Genomic DNA, 20507 nt, shown 5'->3' on the forward strand with positions numbered 1-20507 from the left:
CTAGGACGCCATGCACACCGCGGGTGAACCCGACCTCCAGCAGCTCTACCGCAATCGCTTCGGCCACGCCCGCGAGTCGCGGTCGGGCATCTGGGCTGTATTGGTGCGGGACTTTTTCCAGGCGTGGATCAGGCGCAGCGATACGGTGGTGGATCTCGGCTGCGGCTACGGCGAGTTCCTGAACCACGTGCATGCGGCGCGTCGGATCGGGATCGATCTGAACCCCGACAGCGCGGCCATGCTCGATCCCGGTGTCGAGTTCCATCACGGTCGAGCCGACGACCTCGGGTTCCTCGAGGAGGAATCGGTAGACGTCGTCTTCACGAGCAACTTCTTGGAGCACATGCAAGGCAAGGATGAGGTCGAGCGGACGATCGCCGCGGCCCGCCGGGTGCTCAAGGCGGGTGGGCATCTCATCGCGATGGGGCCGAATATCCGTCTGGTCCCGGGTGCCTATTGGGATTTCTGGGATCACACCGTGCCGATCAGCGATCGCTCTCTGATCGAGCTGCTGGAGGCCTGCGACTTCGAGATCGTGGAGAGCTACGACCGGTTTATGCCGTACACGGCGTCATCGTCGTTACCGCAGGCGCCGATTTTGGTGCGCCTGTATCTGCTGTTGAGACCCGCGTGGCGAATCATGGGCAAGCAGTTCGTGATTCGCGCTCGCAAGCCTGGACCTGGATCCGAGACGGGCGATCAGCGTCTGGTGAGTGTGGTCATCCCGGTCCACAACGAGGGCGAGAACATTCAGGTCTGCATCAGGAGGCTTACCGAGGCGTTGGCGGAAACCCCGCACGAACTGCTCGTCTGTTACGACTTCGATGAGGACGACACGCTGCCGGCGCTGGCCGCCATGCCCGACAAGCCCGCCACCGTGCGGTTGGTTCGCAACTCGATCGGAAAGGGCGTGGCGAATGCGCTGATCGCCGGCTTCGGGGCCGCTCGTGGAGACGTCGTAGTCACCAGCATGGCGGACCTGTCGGATCCGCCCTCGGCGATTCCGTTGATGGCGGCCAAGATTCGCGAAGAGGGCGCAGCTGTGGTCAGCGGATCGCGGTATATGCGCGGCGGTAGCCAGCGTGGGGGACCCAGGTTGAAGACACTGATATCGCGGACCGCGGGGCTGAGCCTGCACTACGTGGGCGGCATCGCGACTCACGACGCCACCACGAACTTTCGCGCCTACAGCCGCCGTTTTCTCGACGACGTTCCGGTGGAGAGCGAGCGGGGGTTCGAGGTGGGGCTGGAGCTCACCACGAAGGCGCACCTGCTGGGTTATCGGATCGATGAAGTCCCCTGCAGTTGGGAGGACCGAACCGCCGGCACCAGCAAGTTCGACCTGGTCGGCTGGTTGCCTGCTTATCTGCGTTGGTATGGGGTGGCCATGCGAGGCCCTATGTTGCGCTGGACGGGCGGCGGGCTGGCATCGCTCGGGGCGCTTCGGCTGCTGCGGCGAAAGAAATTGTCGTCACGATGAATCTGGATCAACTGGGGGACATCAGTCGATGGGCGAACACGACGAACTAGTGCTGGACCCCGCAGGCGTTGGCCCCCAACAAGAGCCCACCGCGCCCGCCGCAGAGGATCAGCTCGAGACCACTGCGCTGCCGGCCGACGCACCCGTGGACCTATCACGACGCCCGCAAGGCATGGTGGCGCTTATTGCGGCGGTCGCCTGCACGGTCGCCGGCTCCAGGCTGATTGTCATTTGGGCGCTCGGTTCGCCGGTGCCGTTGTTGGATCAATGGAACGGGGAGGGCCAGCGCGTCTACGGGCCGTATCTCAGGGGGACACTGTCCTTCGCGGACCTCTTCACCCCGCACAATTCACACCGCATTTTCATTTTTCGCCTGCTCTCGCTAGTTCATCTGGAGCTGGCCGGCGAGTGGAATACGCGCCTGGAGATGATATTCGGTGCGATCGCGCTCACCGCCGTGGCCACCTGGCTCGCGGCATTGCTGATGCCCCTCGTCGCGCCGCAGTGCCGGTTGCTTCTGGCCTGTTTCGTCGCATTCGTGTTTGCGTTTCCGATCGGCTACGAGAACGTGCTATCCGGGTTTCAGTCGATGGTTTATATCTCGTTGCTTTTTGCCGTCGCGGCTCTGGTTGCTTTCGGCACCGCGCAGGCGTTCTCCTTGCGATGGTTCGGCGGATTGGTGGCCGCGGTCCTCAGTTGCCTGTCTTTTGCGGCAGGTGTGTCCACCGTTCTGGCTGTCGGTTTACTCGTGGGCCTTCAGCTGGCAACCAAGGCCAGGAAGCGATGCGGCCGTGAGCTCGCCGGCGTCGTCGTCATTGCATCAATCGCTGTGGCGATGATCCTCTGGGAAGCATCGGGCGCGAATCCGCTGTCCACTCCGTGGACGTTCATCGAGGGATTGGTCCTGTTCACCGCCAGGATTATCCTTCCACTGATTCCGACGGTTTGGTTCTGTTGGCACACGCTGGCGAGACGCCCGGCGATCTCTGACCACGCCTGGGTAGCACTAGGAATCGCTGGCTGGGTAGCCATCCAGGTTGTACTGCTCGCCTACGGCCGTGGAAACCTCGTGGCGCCGCGCTATTTGGACATGCTGTTGCTCGCCTACCCGGTCGGACTGGTGGCGGTGTTGACGCTTGCTGGCCAAGCGCAAGCCAGGCGGCCCGGCCGAGTTGCGGGGCCGTTGGCCGCAACGTGGGTGTTCATCCTCGTCGCGATGGTCGCGGCGATGGGCGGCGTCGGGGTGCTCGGATCGATCAAATGGTCCGAAGCGGCACGCCAACAGGAGGTCGAGGTGAAGGCCTACCTCGCTACACACGACGTTGACCATCTCAGAGCAAAGGACGGCCCGGGCCTTGAGGCGCAGCTCTATTTCCCAACGCAGCAGCTCGCCGAGATTCTGGCCGATCCGGATGTCAGGGAGGTCCTACCGCCGCAATTCCGACCCCCTGGCGCCGACATCGCGAAGGCGCGAAACCGAATGTGGCTCAAGGGGTCTCTCGCTAAGGGGACGGCTGCCGCGGTTCACGTCATACTTTTGCTGGGCCCAGTGTTGCTGGCAGTAGGAGTCAGCTTGTTTTTCGCGGTCGGTTCGCGACGGAGCCTTCCGGCCGCTGAGGGGGATGCCGGTGTGACATCGGAGATCTAGGGTTCTGCAGGTCGTGTTGCCGTCATCTTGTCGAGCCGAAGGGTGGGCGTGTCCCGCAGTCCAACAGACTGGCAGGCTGTCTGGTCGTGGGGCGTCAGACCAGCATCCGCCGTAGGTGCCGGGATCAACGCCGGCCGTCGTGGCCGAAAGTACGCAGCGCATCGCCCCAAATGCGCGTTCGAGCGATCGGCTTGCAATCCCGACTGTCACTGCGAGTCCAGTGACGTACTATCCTTATCACCTTGTTATGGAGATGATCAGCATTCAACGGACGAGCACCAACCAACGCATCGGCTTGCCGGCACAGCACGGCTCCGTCAATCCATTTCCCTGGGTGAGCGAAACCAACCATTGATTTGGGCAAGGAAAGAACTTCTTCGAGGCCCGTGTCACCGAGTACCAATCGGCCGGCGCATCGTAGTGCGATTGATCCGATAACGAGGCAAATAGGAGCCAGATATGCCAGCATCGCCCACCGCGACGATGGAATGTCGATTGTGCGGCGAACCCGCCGCGGTCGAGTTTCTCAACCTGGGCCAGCAGCCGCTCGCGAACAAATATCCTACCGAAGCTGAATTTGGGTCAGAGGAATTCTTTCCATTGCAGGTATTTTTCTGCCCCACGTGCAAGAACGTCCAGCTCGGCACCATCATCTCGCGGGAGAGGATGTTCGAAGACTACTACTATCTGTCCTCGGTGAATCGCGGACTGGTGCGGCACTTCGAAGAGCTTGCACAAAAGCTGGCGTCGGCGCGTTTTGTGGTCGATGTCGGCTCCAACGACGGGATCCTCCTCAAACCGCTCAAGGAGTTGGGTGTCACAGCACTCGGCGTCGAGCCGTCGATCAACGTGTCGAAGATCGCCAACGATCAAGGTTTTGAGACGCTGACGGCCTTCTTCGACATGTCGGCCGCCGAGGCGATCGAAGCATCCCATGGGAAGGCCGATGTCATCGTCGCCAGCAGCGTCTTCACCCACCTCGAGGATCCGAGTGGATTTATCGAGACCGTGAAGCAATTGCTGACGGATGACGGCACGTTCATCGTCGAGGTCGAATACATCGGATCCATTCTGGCCACCACGCAGTTCGAGCGGTTCTATTTGGATCGGATCTTCTACTACTCGCTGACTTCGCTCGCGAAATTGTTCGCCGCGCACGGCATGTTCATCGCCGACGTGCGCGAGATTGCGCCGCACGGCGGCTCGTTGCAGGTGTTCGTGCGACGAGCGGGCCAGCAATCGCCCTCCGATGCAACGGTCCTCTTCCTCGCGCGCGAGGAAGAGGGTTTGACGCTGGAAACCCTGCGCGAGTTCCGGCGCAATGTCGACGTTCAAATGTCCGCGTTCAAAGATCGGCTGACCGAATACCAACAGGCCGGTTTGCAAGTTGCCGGTTACGGTTCGCCGGCACGCGTGGCGACGATTTGCAATTACGGCGGGATCGGCCCGAGCGAAATCCCGTTCACCGTCGACGACAGCCCGTTGAAGCAGAACAAGTTCACCCCGGGCACGCATATTCCGATCGTCCCGAAGAGCTACCTGGACGAACACAAGCCCGACGTGCTCGTCGTCTTCGCATACGAATACTTCGATGACATCAAGAAGAAGACCGACGGCGCGTATCGCTATTTGAAACCAATTCCACCCACAGATCTGACATAGCAGAAGGTTCCTTATATGCCTGAACATCTTATCGTCCGCCGCGACACCGAGGCGATCATCCGGGGGCTCGGTGACGACGCCCATCGCTTGTCGGGAAAGACCGTACTGTTAAGTGGCGGTGCGGGTTTCCTTGGCAAGCACTTTCTGCGGGTGTTCAAGCGGCTCAACGACACGATCCTCGAAGAGCCCGTCCGCGTGCTCTCGGTCGACAATTTCATCACGGGCGACCCGAGCACCTCGGAGCGCGACGAGAATATTGCCGAGGTGTGGGCCGACGTCACCTATCCGCTGCCCGTGCGCGAAGACATTCATTTCATCATGCATGCCGCCGGCCTGGCTTCGCCCGTCTACTACATGAAGTATCCGCTCGAAACCATCGAAAGCGCCGTATCGGGCATCGAGAATTTGCTCAAGTTGGGCCGCCGGAACCCGTCGCTGGAAGGTTTCTTGTTCTTCAGTTCGAGCGAAATCTACGGTGATCCCGATCCCCGCTTTGTCCCCACTCCCGAGACGTACCACGGTCACGTCTCGAGCGTCGGCCCCCGGGCTTGCTACGACGAGTCCAAACGACTGGCGGAAACGATCGCGACGGTTTATCACCAGAAGTACGGCTTACCGGTAACGATCGTCAGGCCGTTCAACGTGTTCGGGCCCGGGATGAAGCACAACGATCGCCGCGTCGTTCCCATGTTCACCTATCAGGCGCTGAACGGCGAGGCGATTCCGGTGCACGGGGACGGGCTGCAGACGCGAACGTTTTGCTATATCACAGACGCGATCACCGGTTTTTTGAAGGTGCTGCTCAGGGGACGCCCCGGCGAGCCCTACAACATCGGCAATGCCGCCAACGAAATCTCGATGCTGAATCTGGCCGAGCTGTTCGGAAAGCTCGTCCCGGGCTCGACATTTCAGCGCATCGACTACCCGGACTCCTACCCGGGCGGCGAGCCTCAGCGACGTTGCCCGGATCTCACCAAAGCCCATGAACAGCTGGACTATCAACCGCAGGTGGACGTCGAAGACGGGCTCGCGCGATTCGTTGACTGGGCCAAAGACCAGGAGTCTTACCGGAAGGGCGCATGAGAGTCGCGGTAATCGGCCGCGGCAAATGGGGCATCAACATTGTCCGCACGCTGGCGGCGATGCGCGATGTGGAGGTAATTGACGAGTCGAAGGACTTCGACGTCGTTCTCCGGCAGCAGCCCGAGGGAGTTCTGATTGCGACACCGTCCGCCAGTCATGCGGAGGTCGCGATCCCGTTCATCGAGGCGGGCGTGCCGACGTTCATCGAAAAACCGATGGCAACCACGGTCGCCGATGCGATCCGCGTTCACGAGGCGGCGTTACGTTGCGGCGCACCCGTTGTCGTGGGGCACGTGCAGTTGTATAACCCCGCGTTTCAGGCCGCAAAGAAGCTTCTGCCTGAAGTGGGAACCGTCCAGGCCGTGTTCTGGGAGGGAATGAATCACCAGCCGCGAACCGACGCCTCGGTGTTGTGGGACTGGCTTCCTCACGGTCTTTCCATGGCGCGGGCGCTATTTGGGGCAAATCCCGCTTTCGCGCAGGCCTGGGGCGTTGGCGAACCGTCGCGGTTCGATGCGGCGATCGCCAGGTTTGTGGTCGCCGGCGTCCCGTTCTTCGCGAACGCGAGCTGGATTTCGCCGGTGAAGCGTCATCGCTTGACGATCGTCGGCGAGGAGAACGCACTGACCTTCGACGACACCGCTCAACGGAAGCTTTCGCTGCACAATTCCCGCGGTACGTCGTACCCCGCCTACGACGAAGAACTCCCGCTGACGTGCGAACTTCAGGCGTTCATCGGCGCGCTCGGCGCGGGGACGGCGGATACCGCCCCGCTTGAAAGCGAGGTTGCGATCGTGCGGGCGATCCACGCCGCGGAAGAATCCGCCCGGAACGATGGTCGGTTGGTGCCGATCGACGACTGTTGATCGTGACTGCTCCGGGTCGTCCGCACCGGCCGCCGTCTGCACTGCGGCCGGATTCCCGCATGGGCCTGGCCCGCGTGCGGCAATATGGGCGGCGACCGTTCGGCACTCGAAGGGGGTCACCTTGAAGGTTTCGGTAATCGGATGTGGCTACGTCGGCCTCGTCACGGGCGTCTGTCTCGCCGACAGCGGCAACGACGTCGTCTGCGTCGATATCGATCAGGCCAAGATAGACCTGCTTCTCGCCGGAGGCGTCCCGATCTTCGAGCCCGGCCTGTCGGAGCTGATCGCCCGGAACCGGGAGAGCGGGCTCATCGACTTCACAACCGACACGCGCCGCGGGGTCGAGCACGGAGACGTGATATTCATCGCCGTCGCGACGCCCATGAGCGAGACCGGCGAGGCCGATCTCTCCTACGTCTATTCCGTGGCGGATGACATCGGGTCGTACCTGGATCGCTACAAGGTCGTGGTCGACAAGTCGACCGTCCCGGTCGGCACTTCCGACCAAGTTCGAGCGATCATCCGCAAAAAGGCGAAGCACGAGTTCGACATCGTCTCCAACCCCGAGTTCCTCAAAGAGGGCACGGCGATCGCCGATTTCATGAAACCCGACCGCGTGGTGATCGGCGGCGACTCGAAACGCGCCCTCGACATCATGCGCGAGGTCTACGAGCCGTACCTGCGCACTTTCAATCCCTTGATCACCATGGACATCAGAAGCGCCGAGATGACGAAATACGCGGCCAACTGCTTCCTCGCAACCAAGATTTCCTTCATCAACGAGATCTCGAACCTGTGCGAGAAGGCCGGGGCTGACATTTCGGCCGTGCGGGAGGCGATCGGGGCGGACCGGCGCATTCGCTACGAATTCCTGTTCCCCGGGGTCGGCTATGGCGGCTCGTGCTTGCCGAAAGACGTTCGGGCGCTTATTCACACGGGCGCCAGCTTGGGCGAGGACATGGGCCTGCTGCGCGCGGTCGACGGCGTGAACAGCGGTCAGAAAGCCACCCTGGTGTCGAAAATCGTCGCCCATTTCGGCGCCCAGTCGCCGGCAACGTCCCTGGCGGGCCTACGTTTCGGGCTCTGGGGCCTGAGCTTCAAGCCCCAGACCGACGACATGCGTGAGGCGCCTTCCATCGTTATCGCGAGCAGGCTGGTCGAGCTGGGGGCGACCGTGCGGGCCTTTGATCCCGAAGCGACCGTGCAAGCGAAAAAGGCGCTCGGCGATTCGATCGAATACGCCGGCAACATGTACGAGGCCGCCGAGGACGCCGACGCGCTGCTCCTGGTCACCGAATGGAAACAGTTCCAGCGGCCGTCTTGGCAGCGCCTCAAGTCGGTGATGCGAGGCTATGTCGTGTTCGACGGCCGAAACATCTACGACCCAAAGCGCCTGCGGGCCGAGGGTTTTGAGTACTACGGCATGGGCCGCAACTAGAACCGAGGAGAGACGAATGAGAGCCCTCGTCGCCGGCGCGGCCGGGTTCCTGGGGTCCCACCTCTGCGACCGTCTTCGCCGCGACGGCATGAAAGTTCTCGGGCTCGACAACTTCTCTACCGGCAGTCGCGAGAACATCAGCCACCTCGAGGACGATCCGGACTTCGACTTCCTCGAGCACGACATCACCCGGCCGATCGACGCCGCCGCGGCGGGCAGGGTGGACGTCATCTTCAACATGGCCTGTCCCGCATCGCCGTTCACCTACCAGCGTGATCCCCTCTTCACCCTCGACACCAACTACGTCGGAGTGAAGAACCTTCTCGAACTTGCGCGGGAGAAGGGAGCGACGATGCTGCAGGCCTCCACCAGCGAGGTCTACGGGGATCCCGTCGATCATCCCCAGGCCGAAAGCTACTGGGGCAACGTCAACTGCTTCGGCGTACGGAGCTGCTACGAGGAGGGCAAGCGAGTCGCGGAGACCCTGATGCTCGAGTACGCGCGCCGCTACGGCGTCCGCGTCAAGGTGGTTCGCATCTTCAACACCTATGGTCCGAGAATGGACCCCGACGACGGCCGAATCATCTCCACCTTCACCGTCCAGGCGCTGCGGGGCGACCCGATCACTGTCTTTGGTGACGGCACCCAGACCCGGTCCTTCTGCTACGTCGACGACCTCGTCGACGGGCTCGTGAGGATGGCCGCAAGCGACCCTTCGTTCACCGGACCCGTCAACCTTGGTGGCACGGCGGAACTGACGGTTCTGGAGGTGGCGAACATTCTCAAGGAGATGACCGGATCCTCCTCGGCAACAGTTTTCAAGGCCCTGCCCCCGGACGACCCGAGGAAGCGCAGGCCGGACATCCGCCTCGCTGAGTCCAGGCTCGGCTGGCGTCCACGATTTTCTTTCCAGCAGGGGGCCGCGCGGACAATCGAGTACTTCAAGGGCGCCATTGGCTGAGGCTCTGCCAGATGCGAAGTCCGGGTTAGTCTCCGGCTTGATAGAACACCGTGTTGGCGGTCTTGGCGATGGCGCGGTATCCGACCGACGACATGAATGACGACATCGGCCCCTGCATCGCTTCCTCGATGGTCGTGCCCACGCTTTCCGCGAGGACGTAGGTCGGTCGAAAGGCCGACCAATCGTTCGATTGGAGGGCTTCCACATCTCGGCCTTCGACGTCGACCGTCAAGAAAGACGGCATGTTTTCGCGCGGCAGGCGATCATGCAGTACTTCTCTGAGCGGCAACACGCGAACGTCGATGACCTTTTCGATCCGGTACGGGCCGATATCGCGGCTCTCGGACAGCTCTCGATCGAACGAGTTGAGCGCAGGCTCGTTGAACACGTAGAAGGGGATCGTTTCCGCCGTAGCGCCGATACCGGCCTCGATGTTGGTGTCGCGCGACCGGTACTTGTCGAACAGGCGCATCGACCCGGGCATGGCGTCGATGTTCACTCCGCGCCATCCGCGGCGATAAAACAGGTAGGTGTTGGAGAACCGCATCGGATGATGGGCGCCGACATCGACGTAAAAGCCCTTCGGCGCCGATGCAAAGATTCTGTCGAGAATCCGGTCCTCACCTTCCTGGGAGTAGGACCGCTCACCTCGCACCAGTCTCGCCTTGTTCAGCGCGTCCGCCACCATCGTCGTCGACGAACGCAACGGCCGGCCGATTGATCCAAATCTGTCTGTCATGGTGCGTCGGAGCCTACTGGGTTGTCGGGCATGGCTGACAGTAGCGGCCGGCCCTGGGCGCGCCACGTTCTTGTGTGAATCGCGCAGGTGCGGACACCTGGGCGCGATGAGTTTGACGATGCTCGTTGACTTCTATAGCCTCGGCACTCGTTTCACGAGGGGGCGCTTCTCGGATGGAATAATCCGCATTTCGCTGACTCGCCTCGAAGTCGTCGCAAGGATGGGACTGTGACAACGACGCTTCCGGTGATCTTCATGATCTTCAACAGGCCGGACACCACGATGCGGGTCTTCGAGGCGATCAGGGCCGCGAAGCCGAGCAAGCTACTCGTGATCGCCGACGGGCCACGCGCGAACAGGCCTGGCGAGGCCGAGAAGTGCGCGGCGACCCGCGCAGTCATCGATGGGGTCGACTGGGACTGCGAAGTCCAGAGGAACTTCGCGGAGACCAACATGGGCTGCGGCCGCCGGGTCTACTCCGGCATAACCTGGGCTTTCGACCTCGTCGACAAGGCGATCATCGTCGAGGACGACTGCATGCCCTCCGCCTCGTTCTTCGAGTACTGCGCCGAGTTGCTCGATCGCTACGAGAACGACGAGCGCATCATGATGATCTCCGGCAACAACCATCTGCTCGGACACGCCGCGACCGCGGATAGCTATTACTTCTCGCGATATGCGCATCTGTGGGGCTGGGCCACCTGGAGGCGAGCTTGGGCCAAACACGACCCCGACATGACGCATTGGCCCGAGATCAGGGATAGGAAGCTTTTCGATCAGTATCTGCCTACGAAGACGGAGCGCGACCGGTGGGAGTCCGCCTTCCAGAGCGCTTTTGACGGCAACATCGATACCTGGGACTACCAATGGGTCTACAGCATATGGGCGAACTCGGGCCTGTGCGTCGCCCCTGCCCGCAACCTGGTGCGGAATATCGGCATGGACCATGCCGAGGCGACACACACGCAGGGGGAGACCGTCTACTCCTCGCTCGGGGCCGAGGAGCTGGAGCTGCCCCTCACCCACCCGGCAACCGTTCTGGCGAGCTCTGACAAGGACCAGGTCGACGCAAGGCTGTGGGCAGCTCATCTAACGCCCCTGCCGTATCCCGTGGCCAACGCCGCCTCGGCGGTAAAGCTGCTAGTCAGGAGGGCGACGAGGCATCGCCGGACTGGCCGGGGGACCGGCGGTCTTCCGCCGGCCCGTTTGGCATGACTCCGCGCCTGCCGCCCAAACGCTCGGCGAATAACTCAGCCGTCTAACACTTTTCGCCTCGACGGCAGCTTCCGGCGGATCATCTCCATGGCCGATGCCCCGATGAACCTCGGCAGCACTTTTTTGAACTCCGCGTCCTCCCGCTTGCTGAGCCCGGACATGTCGTTGTAGTCCGCGACGACGATGTCCATGTACCGGATGGTCAGCGCCGGATTGGAGAAGCAGCGGATATTGAAGTCCCAGTCGGCCCACAGCGGGTAGCGAAGGTTGTAGGGTCCGATCCCGGCGAAGAGTTCGCGGCGATAGAAGATCGCCTGATGGCAGATGTTCTCCTCGAACAGCAGGCGATCGAGGTCGAAGACGCCGGAATAGCGCGACGACGTCGATCGCAGCATGACGTCGCCGTACACCAGGTCGCTGGGTTCGTGTTCTCCGATGAAAGCTGCGACCCGGGCCAGGGTGTCCGCGGCGTACAGGGAGTCGTCGGCGCCCAGGAAGAGCAACCAAGCGCCGGAAGCCAACTCGACGCCGTGGTTCATGGCGTCGTAGGGGCCCTGATCGGGGCCGCTATGGATGACCAGACGCGCGTCCAGGCTGGCCGCGTAGCTGCTAGCGATGTCTGGAGTTCCGTCCGTCGAGGCGCCGTCGACCAGGACCAATTCGTAGTCGTTGTAGGTCTGGCCGGCGATGCTATCGAGGCAGGCGCGCAGGGTGGTCGCCACGTTGAAGGTCGGGACGATGATCGAAAACTGTTGTGAACCAGGCACTTCGATCAATGCCTGTGGTACCGCTCGTTGTTACCGGCAAGGTGTGACAACGTCATTTCCTTACCGTGGCGGCATTCTCGCGATACCACGCGACCGTTGCCTCGATGCCGTCGCGCAGTGCGATGGCGGGCTGCCATCCCGTGCCGCTTAGGACGGAAACGTCCAGCAGTTTGCGTGGCGTTCCGTCCGGTTTGCTTGGGTCCCACCGGGTCTCGCCGGTGTAGCCCACTGCAGCGGCGACCATGTCGGCGATCTCACTGATGGTGTGGTCGATGCCGGTACCCACGTTGACCTGAGTCGGACCGTCGAAATGTTCCAGCAGGTATAGACATGCGCTCGCCATGTCGTCGACGTGCAGCAATTCACGGCGGGGGGTTCCGGTGCCCCAGTTCGTCACTTGCGGCGCGCCGCTGGCTTTGGCCTCTTCATACCTGCGGATGAGCGCCGGCAGCAGATGCGACCCGGATGGGGAGAAATTGTCGCTGGGTCCGTACAGGTTGGTGGGCATCGCGGAGATCCACGGCAGGCCGTATTGACGCCTGACCGCCTGCACCTGAAGGATGCCGGCGATCTTGGCGATCGCGTAGGCGTCGTTCGTCGGCTCCAGCGGCCCGGTGAGCAGCGCGCCCTCGGTGATGGGCTGTGGGCTGTATTTCGGGTATATGCAAGAGGACCCGAGGAAGAGCAGCCGCGGCACGCGCGCGGCAACGGCGGCGTCAAGCAGGTTGACCTGGATCTGGAGGTTCTCCGACAGAAAGTCGGCGGGATAGGTGCTGTTCGCCATGATGCCGCCAACCCTGGCCGCGGCGTCGATCACCACCTGAGGCCGTGAGTCGAGAATGAAGTCAAAGGTCGCGGCTCGATCCGTCAGGTCGAGTTCGCCGCGTGATCGCACCAGGAGATTGGTGAATCCCGCTGCCTGAAAATGACGCAGGAGGGCGGACCCGACCAGTCCGCGGTGTCCGGCAACGTACACCGGGGCCGTGCGGTCGAGTTCGCCGATTGATGCGTCGGGGCTCATGCTCGACCGACGAGCGTCGGCTTGTCGATCCATGGCTTGCCCTCGCACTCCAGTGCGGCGATATCCGCATCGACCATCAGCCTCGCCAGGTCGCCGGTGTGAACGGACGCCGTCCAACCGAGCATTTCGGCGGCCTTCGACGCATCGCCGATCAGCGCGTCCACCTCGGTGGGTCGCAGATAGCGCTCGTCGAACTTAATGTGCTTCTGCCACTCCAGTCCTGCGTGCTCAAACGCGGTTTGGGCGAACTCGCGCACGGTGTAGCCGCGCCCGGTTGCCAGCACGAAATCCGCCGGCTCAGGCGCCTGGAGCATCCGCCACATGCCTTCGACATACTCCGGCGCGTATCCCCAGTCGCGGACCGCGTCCAAATTGCCCATGAACAGCTCAGACTGAACTCCAGCCTTGATGCGGGCTACCGCCCGGGTGATCTTTCGGGTCACGAATGTCTCGCCGCGCCTGGGGGATTCGTGGTTGAACAAGATGCCGTTGACCGCGAACAGTCCGTAGGCTTCGCGGTAATTGCGGGTTGCCCAGTACGAGTAGACCTTTGCCGCGCCGTACGGCGAACGGGGATAGAACGGCGTCAGCTCGTTCTGGGGTGGCGGCGATGCCCCGAACATCTCCGACGAGGACGCCTGATAGAAGCGGCAGTGCACCTTGGAAAGCCGAACGGCCTCTAGCAGCCGCATTGATCCCATACCGGTGGTATCGCCGGTATGGACGGGTTCGTCAAAACTGACGCGCACGTGCGACTGTGCCGCGAGGTTGTACACCTCGTCGGGTTCGATGGTGCTCAGTAAAGTGACCAAGCGTGTCCCATCGATGAGGTCCCCGTAGTGCAAGAACAAGCGCGCATCGGGGTCGTGCGGATCGACATAGAGGTGATCGATCCGCGACGTGTTGAACGTCGAGGCTCGACGGATGAGCCCGTGGACCTCATAGCCCTTACTGAGCAACAGTTCGGCGAGGTAGGAGCCGTCCTGTCCCGTGATTCCAGTTATGAGCGCACGCTTCACCAATTTCTCACCTCTGTCGATCCAGACCTCTCCCCGAATCTCTTGGATCGTGGGGCCTACGACCCTACTCCGCTGTTCCGGCCAGGCATTGCCGTCGCCTCATAGTAGAGGCCGAACGCGATGCGAGTTGGTCCTACTGCCGTGCGTGTTCGTCGACGCGTCGACCGGCTCACGGTGGCTCGCCGGCGAGCTGCCTGGAGCAAACCTGCGGCAAACGACAGCCCGTTTGGTTACATTGTGGATACGGTCGACCGCCAGATGTGGCCCGGTCGCTGGCCGCGCCGTCGGGCTGTGACTGCCAGTATTTGCCGATCTGTGGGAGATTTCTGGGAAGGGAGGATGTGTCCGTGCAATGCCGAATTTGCGGTTCCCCGGCCAGGGTGGTGTTCGACCACAAGGTGCTCGGCAAGCACGACTGTCACTACTACTTCTGCGCTAATTGTGGCGGATTGCAGACGGAAGAGCCCTACTGGTTGGACGAAGCCTATGACAGCCCCGTGGCGTCGGCCGACACGGGAATTCTCGTCCGCAACCTCGACCTTGTGCGGGTGACTTCGCTGGTCTTATTTTTCCTGTTCGACTACCGCGGTCGGTTCCTCGATGCCGCAGGGGGCTACGGCATCTTCACCCGTCTCATGCGGGACATCGGCTTCGACTACTACTGGGCGGACAAATATAGCCCTAACCTGGTCGCGAGGGGCTTCGAAATGGGCGAGGGCGCAGACCTGCCCTACACCGCAGTCACAGCCTTCGAAGTGATGGAGCATCTACCGGACCCGGTGGCCTTCGTCGACGAGATCTTGGTGACCACGGGCACCGATACGATCATTTTTTCGACAGAGCTGTTTGCCGGAGAGCCTCCCGCTCCTGATGAGTGGTGGTATTACACCTTCGCCACGGGGCAGCACATCAGCTTCTATCAAAAGCGAACGCTGGAGCTGATCGGAAAGCGGTTCGGCATGCACCTGTACAGCTCGGGCACGTTCCACATCTGGACACGAGCGAAAATCAACCCGATGGCCCTGCGTTTCCTCATGTCACCGCGTGTTACAGGTCTTCTCCACTGGGTGCCTCGGCGCGCGCTGACGTCCCGAGTCTGGGGCGACCACCAGCGACTGATAGCCGCTGTTAAGGGCTAAGAGGTCGGTCGCCGCCACGCCCCTTACATCACGTCGCGATAGATCTGGGCGGTCGCCGCCGCGCAGTCATCCCACGAGAACGCGGCCAACCGAGCGTGGCCGCGTACCCGCAGATCCGCCTGCAATTCCTCACTTGTCACGACGCGCTCCAGCGTTGTCCGCAGGTCCTCGTCGCTGTTCGGATCGAAATAGGCACCCGCATCGCCCACGATTTCCGGGATGGGGCCCGCATCGCTGCATACGACCGGACATCCATAGCTCATGGCTTCGAGTGGAGGTATCCCAAATCCCTCGTATTTGGACGGATAAATGAACGCAGTGGCGGATCGGTAGCACCTGGCAAGCTCACGATCGGGCCCGGACGCGAACCGCACCCTCTCGGTAATACCAAGTCGTTCAATCACGTCGCGCTCGTCAGGCAGTACTGGCTGTCCACCGAAAGCTACTAGGTCGAATCGGCGCAATATTGGAGAGCTGGCGAAGGCCTGAAGCAGAGTCGTGAAGTTCTTGTAGCCGTACCGATTCCCCACGTAGAGAAGCGTCGGCCGGTTCGCAGGCTCTTGCTCACCGGGCGCCTCAACCTCCACCGAATAACCGAGGTGCACAACGCTCGTGCGTGCTGGATCGACGCCGAACAGACGTACCAGATCCCGGCGCGTGTTTTCGGAAATGCAGATCACGTGGTCGGCGCGATTGACGGCAGCCCGCTTCGCGGCAGTCGCTTGTACGGCGTCGGGGAACTCGTCGGGGAACAGCTCGTGGATCATGTCGTAGACGGTCACGATGCGGCGCCGCGCCCTGCCGACAGGCTTGAGGGCGTAGTAAGTTTCGTGCACGATGTCCGGATTCACTCTCCGCAATGCCATCGGCGCGACGAACCGGTTGACAACCCCGGCGACACGCGGAATGTCTCCGAACGTGTAGGGCACATGTCTGCCTCGCGTGAAGCGGCGCGCGGAATCGGCCGTCAGATAGTTGTTCACGTGTAGCGGGGCCACGATAGATACCTCCGACACGCCCTGCGCAGTCAGGCGGCGAGCCAGCTCGAAGAAGTAGCGCGAGATGCCGCCATATCGCTGCGACGAGAAGATCTGGTAGTCGAACGCGACCTTCACCGGCGCTCACTTGAAGTCCACTCGGCCTCCACCATTGCCTTGACGACATCGGGCATCCGGTACGTCGCCGACCAGCCGAGGACCTCTTCTGCCCTGGATGCATCGCCAAGACCTTCGGCGAGATCCGTGGGGCGCTTCAGCGCTTCCGAAAGGTCGGTATGCTCACGCCAGTCGAGCCCGACCTGGGCGAACGCCGTTTCGGCAAACTCTTCGAGGGTATGGCTTTCGCCTGTGGCGATCACGAAGTCCGAGCCGTTGGGTTGCTGCAGCATGCGCCACATCGCGTCCACATATTCGGGAGCCCAGCCCCAATCTCGTTTGATGTGAACGTTGCCCAGCGTAAGGCGCGAGCGCTCACCCCTGGCGATGCGGACCGCCGCCGCGACGATCTTCTTCGTCACGAAACGTTCCGGGCGCAAAGGGGATTCGTGGTTGAAAAGCACTCCGGTGCTCGCGTGCAGCCCATACGCGTCGCGGTAATTGGCAACGAGCCAATGTGCCGTCGACTTCGCCACGGCGTAGGGGCTGCGGGGGCGAAAAGGAGCCTCTTCGTTCGCTGCGCACCCGCCGGTGTCTCCGAAACACTCACTGGACCCGGCGTTATAGAAGCGGATGGGTTTGTCGAGAAAACGTATCGCCTCAAGCAGATTCAGCGTTCCGGCGGCAATGCTTTCGAGCGTTTCCACCGGTTGCTCGAAGGACAGGCCGACCGAGCTTTGCCCGGCCATGTTGTAGATCTCTTGGGGATCGGTTCTGCGCAGCACGTTCAGGACGCTGCGAAAGTCGTTACCGGCCATGGACTCCAGGCGCACGTGGTCCCGGACGCCGAGCCACACGAGATTCGCGAATCCACCGATCTGTGCATCGCGCGAGGTGCCCCAGACCTCATAGCCCTTGTCAAGCAGCAGGCGCGCCAGGTATGCACCGTCTTGGCCTGAGATGCCGCAGATCAGCGCTCTCACGCCGCCCTCCTCATTTCCTGGCGCAAATGCCGTGAGCATGGCGTATGCGCACGATGCCAGCCGCCATTGGTCCCTATTGAACCATCCGCCGAGCAATCACCTGAACCGGCGGATGAGGGTGAGTGAGGCGTCACAACACGGCGCGTATTCCTGCCGGATGACCTGAAGTCCCAGGTCGTTCTCGTGAAGCCGGCGTTCGCGCGCTGGTCAGTCGCCAAACGAATGAATTCGCCAGTAACGCCGCGAGATACGCCGCAGCGCGGTAGCGTCCTCACTGATGTGGGCGATAGTGGTGGTAGCTGGGTTGGGGATGGCGATCGATCCCGTGCGGCTGGGGCTCGCCGTGGTGATGCTGGCGCGACGGAAACCCATGCTGAACCTGCTGGCGTTCTGGCTGGGCGGCATCGTCGCGGGGATGAGTATTGCAATAGCAGTACTGGTGTTTATGCGGGATGTCGCGCTGGTGGCTATCCGGAACCTCGTCGCCGCGGTCGGGGAGCTCAGGGCCGGAACCTTCATCTTTGAGGGCCCGCGTCTGATGGTCACCGTCGGCGTGTTCTCACTGCTGGTCCTGGCGGTCACAATGGTCCGCGCAAAGGCGGCGACGCAGGCGGTTGCGGCGCAGGCAACCGCCGGCGGCGGCAACACGGCCGTTCTGGTCGAGGAGCAGCGCCCACAAAGCCGTTTCGCCCGGTTGGGGGCCCGCACTCAAGCGATGTTGGACGGCGATTCCATCTGGCCGGCGTTCGCGGTCGGCTTGATCACGTCGTTTCCGCCGTACGAAGGGGTCGTGGTGCTGGCCTTCATCATGGCTTCGGGGGCGGCCATCAGCACCCAGTTCAGCGCATTCATCATTTTCACCCTGATGGTGCTTGCCGTCATCGAGATTCCCCTGGTCAGCTACTTGATGGTGCCGCAGAAAACCGAGACGGTGATGCTGCGGATCCAGCAGTGGTTGCGGACTTACCGTCAGCAGATCGCCCAGGTCATTCTCGGCTTCACGGGCGTCGTCTTTCTGACGCAGGGTCTTGCCGCTCTCTGAGAGTGCTGCCGAGGGCGCGCTATCGGTGAATCCGGACCAGGCTGACGGCCCGCCTGCCACCCCGCTGGTCTCGGTGTGCGTGCCGCTGTACAACAACGCCGGCACGATCGAGCGTTGCCTGCGCAGCATCCTCGAGCAGGACGGCGTCAACTTCGAGATCGTGGTCGTCGACGACGATTCGACCGACGGCGGCGCCGCAATCGCCTCCTCGATGCTGCGCCCCGGGGACCGGCTGGTGAAGAATCAACCCCGCCTCGGCCTCAACGGGAACCACAACAAATGCCTGGAGCTGGCGCGCGGCACGTGCGTCCAGTTCGTGCACGGCGATGACTGGTTGCTTCCCGGCGCCCTGGCGACGCTCACCCCGTACTTCGAGGACCCGGCCGTCGGGCTGGCGTTCGCGCCCCGGCAGGTGGTGGGTGACGACGAGCGCTGGCAGCGCCGCTACGGCAAAATGCACGCGCGCTTCCGCAACCTGCGCGAACGCAACGACGGACCCTCGTTGGTGCGCCAGGTCGCGTTGCGCGGCGCGAAGGAAAACTGGGTGGGCGAGCCGACCTGCGTGATGTTTCGGCGCCGGCTGGCGCTGCAGGCGGGAGGCCTACGCAACGACATCTACCAGCTCGTCGATGTGGACTTCTGGCTGCGCCTGATGCTGCGATCGACGGTCTGCTTCGTGCCCCGGGAACTGTCGGTGCGCAGCCACATGAAGGGCACCGAAACGACGCATCTGATGGCGTCCCGAGGCTACGTGCTCGACCAGCTCCGCATCCTCAGCTGGCTGGCCGTTGACCCGTTCTCACCGCGGTCGGTCCGGATTCTCGCACGGCTCTGGTGGTTTCCCGCGTGGCTGGCGCTGGTCGTGGAGATCGCAAGCTTCGGGCCGCAGCGGCGGTTGCATCTGAAGACGTTGGCGCGGGCGCCCTTTCAGGAGTTTTCGCGCGCCCGGAGGCTAGCCGAAGATCTCGGCGGTCAGCCCGAACTCGCCGAACGTGCGTGAGACGTCCTCGCGCAGCGCGTCTTGCGAGTTCGTCCGGCCCGGAAGGTAGCCGTTGACCGCAACGAAGATCTTCCCCGCACCCCGCCCGGAAGCCAGGAACAGCTGGCCACCGACGCGCTCGAGGGCGCGCCTGTTGATGCCGGGTTCGATCAACCTTCCGGACGCGTAATCGGCGTCGGTGCCATCCGGGCTCATCACCTCGGGGGGCATGTCTCCGATGTTGGAGCAACCGATGGGAAGGGCGGCCGCACCGAGCCCCATGCCCGCGGCCCTGCGCGCCACCCACTTCGGGGTCAACGAGGTCAGTGGCAGCGGCCCCAAGAGCTCCTCGGTGATCCCGGCCAGGTCGGCGAACGCCTGCTTGAATTTGAGACGAGCTTCTCCCAGGTCCGTGGACAGCCGCGTCGGGTCGAGGGAAACGGTGGGGAACACCACCGCGTTGCCGCGCGTGTCGTCTTCGGTGCGGTCGCTGATCGGAAACGACAGGGTGACGGTTCCGTCGTCGCAAACGCGTCCCATTCGCACGCCCAGCCTGCCCGCGAATCCAGCCAGCAGCGTGAAGCTGTTTCCGCCAATGCTTTTCGCGCACGCATCCCATTCCGCCACGTCAAGGAAGGCGATCAGCGAGGGCACCAGGACGGGGGGCCGGCTGTCGCCGGCCCGCCGCGGCGCCGGTGGTGCCGAGCGCATCGAGGCGAAGACGTCCTTGCGCCGGTGCCGCGCAATTCGCACCGTCGCCCGCACCGCCCGCGCCAGTTCCGGTGCCGACGCGATGGTTTGGCGCGCGTCCTGCGCTATCGCCCGCCGGCGGGCGCGCGAACGGGGATAGGGGTAACCCAGGTAGCGGGTCCTCCCGCCGGCCGCATCCGCGAGCGCCTGCAGGATCCCGAGCCCATCGACGAGGGTGTGCGACGTCGTCAGACATACCGCGTTCCCGCCGTCGTCCAGGGGGAGCACCCCGATGTGCCAGGCGGGGCCGTATTCGGGATCCAGCGGCAGGCAGGCCCGCTCATGAAGCCAGGCGTTCAGATCAGCACGGGGCCGCTGCCTTTGGGCGATCTCGATGTCGTCCGGTCCGCGGGAGACCACCCAGCGATCACGCGCGAAGGGCAGCGGGGACGGTTCGACCAGCCGTCCCAACAGCCCGAAGCCGAGATTGCGGTGGAACCGGCGCAAACCGTCGAGGTTTACCGGGCGGTCGTATATCCAGACGAACTGCACGAGCGCCCCGTAGCCAAGCGCCCGCAGACCGAGAAAGGACGCTTGGTCCATGTGTGCGAGTCGATTGTCCACCGCGATCACGCTAGTTTATTTGCCAGCGGGGCGGGTCCCTGCGGCCGGGCGGGCGGG

At 62.9% G+C, this 20507-nt stretch carries 18 protein-coding genes; 11 read left to right on the top strand and 7 right to left on the bottom strand.

Features of this window, described 5'->3' with window-relative positions; translation table 11 throughout:
- Positions 1-10 precede the first annotated feature (10 nt).
- From A5787_RS17475 to A5787_RS17505, 7 genes are all read left to right on the top strand, one after another.
- Positions 11-1480 (top strand): glycosyltransferase, encoded by a 1470-nt coding sequence (locus A5787_RS17475; protein ID WP_066969207.1) that lies wholly within the window; start codon positions 11-13, stop codon positions 1478-1480.
- A 28-nt stretch (positions 1481-1508) separates the two neighbouring features.
- Positions 1509-3128 carry a hypothetical protein gene (locus tag A5787_RS17480; protein ID WP_066969209.1) on the top strand — a complete coding sequence of 540 codons (1620 nt, stop codon included), beginning with the start codon at positions 1509-1511 and terminating at the stop codon, positions 3126-3128.
- Between the two features lie 459 nt (positions 3129-3587).
- Positions 3588-4790: a class I SAM-dependent methyltransferase gene (locus tag A5787_RS17485; RefSeq protein WP_197507212.1), complete on the top strand. Its 1203-nt coding sequence runs from the start codon at positions 3588-3590 to the stop codon at positions 4788-4790.
- 15 nt (positions 4791-4805) lie between these two features.
- On the top strand, positions 4806-5873 hold the full coding sequence (locus A5787_RS17490; RefSeq protein WP_066969211.1) for an NAD-dependent epimerase/dehydratase family protein: 1068 nt from the start codon (positions 4806-4808) through the stop codon (positions 5871-5873).
- Positions 5870-6739, top strand: coding sequence for a Gfo/Idh/MocA family protein (locus A5787_RS17495; RefSeq protein WP_066969213.1), 870 nt, complete (start codon positions 5870-5872; stop codon positions 6737-6739). Before A5787_RS17490 ends, A5787_RS17495 begins: the two co-directional genes overlap by 4 nt.
- Positions 6708-8177: a UDP-glucose/GDP-mannose dehydrogenase family protein gene (locus A5787_RS17500; RefSeq protein WP_197507214.1), complete on the top strand. Its 1470-nt coding sequence runs from the start codon at positions 6708-6710 to the stop codon at positions 8175-8177. The genes A5787_RS17495 and A5787_RS17500 overlap by 32 nt, the downstream gene beginning before the upstream one ends.
- A gap of 16 nt (positions 8178-8193) precedes the next feature.
- Positions 8194-9138 (top strand): UDP-glucuronic acid decarboxylase family protein, encoded by a 945-nt coding sequence (locus tag A5787_RS17505; protein ID WP_066969217.1) that lies wholly within the window; start codon positions 8194-8196, stop codon positions 9136-9138.
- 25 nt (positions 9139-9163) lie between these two features.
- Here A5787_RS17505 and A5787_RS17510 read toward each other — a convergent pair whose 3' ends face one another.
- Positions 9164-9826, bottom strand: coding sequence for an FkbM family methyltransferase (locus tag A5787_RS17510; RefSeq protein ID WP_066969219.1), 663 nt, complete (start codon positions 9824-9826; stop codon positions 9164-9166).
- A gap of 279 nt (positions 9827-10105) precedes the next feature.
- Between A5787_RS17510 and A5787_RS17515 the strand changes: the two genes are divergently transcribed.
- On the top strand, positions 10106-11092 hold the full coding sequence (locus tag A5787_RS17515) for a methyltransferase type 11 (RefSeq protein ID WP_231994028.1): 987 nt from the start codon (positions 10106-10108) through the stop codon (positions 11090-11092).
- A 35-nt stretch (positions 11093-11127) separates the two neighbouring features.
- On the opposite strand, the gene A5787_RS17520 is transcribed toward A5787_RS17515, so the two are convergent.
- The 3 genes from A5787_RS17520 to gmd are packed head-to-tail and all read right to left on the bottom strand — an operon-like array spanning position 11128 to position 13899.
- Positions 11128-11859: a glycosyltransferase family 2 protein gene (locus A5787_RS17520; RefSeq protein WP_066969221.1), complete on the bottom strand. Its 732-nt coding sequence runs from the start codon at positions 11857-11859 to the stop codon at positions 11128-11130.
- 52 nt (positions 11860-11911) lie between these two features.
- Positions 11912-12880 (bottom strand): GDP-L-fucose synthase, encoded by a 969-nt coding sequence (locus A5787_RS17525; RefSeq protein ID WP_066969223.1) that lies wholly within the window; start codon positions 12878-12880, stop codon positions 11912-11914.
- Positions 12877-13899 carry a GDP-mannose 4,6-dehydratase gene (gene gmd, locus A5787_RS17530; protein ID WP_066969225.1) on the bottom strand — a complete coding sequence of 341 codons (1023 nt, stop codon included), beginning with the start codon at positions 13897-13899 and terminating at the stop codon, positions 12877-12879. Before gmd ends, A5787_RS17525 begins: the two co-directional genes overlap by 4 nt.
- A gap of 380 nt (positions 13900-14279) precedes the next feature.
- On the opposite strand from gmd, the gene A5787_RS17535 reads away from it, so the two are divergent.
- Positions 14280-15038, top strand: coding sequence for a class I SAM-dependent methyltransferase (locus A5787_RS17535; RefSeq protein ID WP_197507216.1), 759 nt, complete (start codon positions 14280-14282; stop codon positions 15036-15038).
- 23 nt (positions 15039-15061) lie between these two features.
- Here A5787_RS17535 and A5787_RS17540 read toward each other — a convergent pair whose 3' ends face one another.
- Both A5787_RS17540 and A5787_RS17545 read right to left on the bottom strand, forming a co-directional pair.
- Positions 15062-16153: a glycosyltransferase family 1 protein gene (locus tag A5787_RS17540; protein WP_066969227.1), complete on the bottom strand. Its 1092-nt coding sequence runs from the start codon at positions 16151-16153 to the stop codon at positions 15062-15064.
- Positions 16150-17115: a GDP-mannose 4,6-dehydratase gene (locus tag A5787_RS17545; RefSeq protein ID WP_231994030.1), complete on the bottom strand. Its 966-nt coding sequence runs from the start codon at positions 17113-17115 to the stop codon at positions 16150-16152. Before A5787_RS17545 ends, A5787_RS17540 begins: the two co-directional genes overlap by 4 nt.
- A gap of 277 nt (positions 17116-17392) precedes the next feature.
- Here A5787_RS17545 and A5787_RS17550 point away from each other — a divergent pair, with 277 nt between their 5' ends.
- Together A5787_RS17550 and A5787_RS17555 are read left to right on the top strand one after the other, a co-directional pair.
- Positions 17393-18157 carry a GAP family protein gene (locus tag A5787_RS17550; protein WP_066969230.1) on the top strand — a complete coding sequence of 255 codons (765 nt, stop codon included), beginning with the start codon at positions 17393-17395 and terminating at the stop codon, positions 18155-18157.
- A 25-nt stretch (positions 18158-18182) separates the two neighbouring features.
- Positions 18183-19157 (top strand): glycosyltransferase family 2 protein, encoded by a 975-nt coding sequence (locus tag A5787_RS17555; RefSeq protein WP_066969233.1) that lies wholly within the window; start codon positions 18183-18185, stop codon positions 19155-19157.
- Here A5787_RS17555 and A5787_RS17560 read toward each other — a convergent pair.
- Positions 19110-20429 (bottom strand): hypothetical protein, encoded by a 1320-nt coding sequence (locus A5787_RS17560; RefSeq protein ID WP_066969239.1) that lies wholly within the window; start codon positions 20427-20429, stop codon positions 19110-19112. The genes A5787_RS17555 and A5787_RS17560 overlap by 48 nt on opposite strands.
- Positions 20430-20507: the final 78 nt, after the last annotated feature.

The organism is Mycobacterium sp. 852002-50816_SCH5313054-b, assembly GCF_001667185.1.
Taxonomy (GTDB): Bacteria; Actinomycetota; Actinomycetes; order Mycobacteriales; family Mycobacteriaceae; genus Mycobacterium.

Bases quoted from the DNA above. Each gene is read 5' to 3' on its own strand.
- A5787_RS17475 (WP_066969207.1), top strand. From the start codon at position 11: ATGCACACCGCGGGTGAACCCGACCTCCAGCAGCTCTACCGCAATCGC.
- A5787_RS17480 (WP_066969209.1), top strand. From the start codon at position 1,509: ATGGGCGAACACGACGAACTAGTGCTGGACCCCGCAGGCGTTGGCCCC.
- A5787_RS17485 (WP_197507212.1), top strand. From the start codon at position 3,588: ATGCCAGCATCGCCCACCGCGACGATGGAATGTCGATTGTGCGGCGAA.
- A5787_RS17490 (WP_066969211.1), top strand. From the start codon at position 4,806: ATGCCTGAACATCTTATCGTCCGCCGCGACACCGAGGCGATCATCCGG.
- A5787_RS17495 (WP_066969213.1), top strand. From the start codon at position 5,870: ATGAGAGTCGCGGTAATCGGCCGCGGCAAATGGGGCATCAACATTGTC.
- A5787_RS17500 (WP_197507214.1), top strand. From the start codon at position 6,708: ATGGTCGGTTGGTGCCGATCGACGACTGTTGATCGTGACTGCTCCGGG.
- A5787_RS17505 (WP_066969217.1), top strand. From the start codon at position 8,194: ATGAGAGCCCTCGTCGCCGGCGCGGCCGGGTTCCTGGGGTCCCACCTC.
- A5787_RS17510 (WP_066969219.1), bottom strand. From the start codon at position 9,826: ATGGTGGCGGACGCGCTGAACAAGGCGAGACTGGTGCGAGGTGAGCGG.
- A5787_RS17525 (WP_066969223.1), bottom strand. From the start codon at position 12,880: ATGAGCCCCGACGCATCAATCGGCGAACTCGACCGCACGGCCCCGGTG.
- A5787_RS17550 (WP_066969230.1), top strand. From the start codon at position 17,393: ATGTGGGCGATAGTGGTGGTAGCTGGGTTGGGGATGGCGATCGATCCC.
- A5787_RS17560 (WP_066969239.1), bottom strand. From the start codon at position 20,429: ATGGACCAAGCGTCCTTTCTCGGTCTGCGGGCGCTTGGCTACGGGGCG.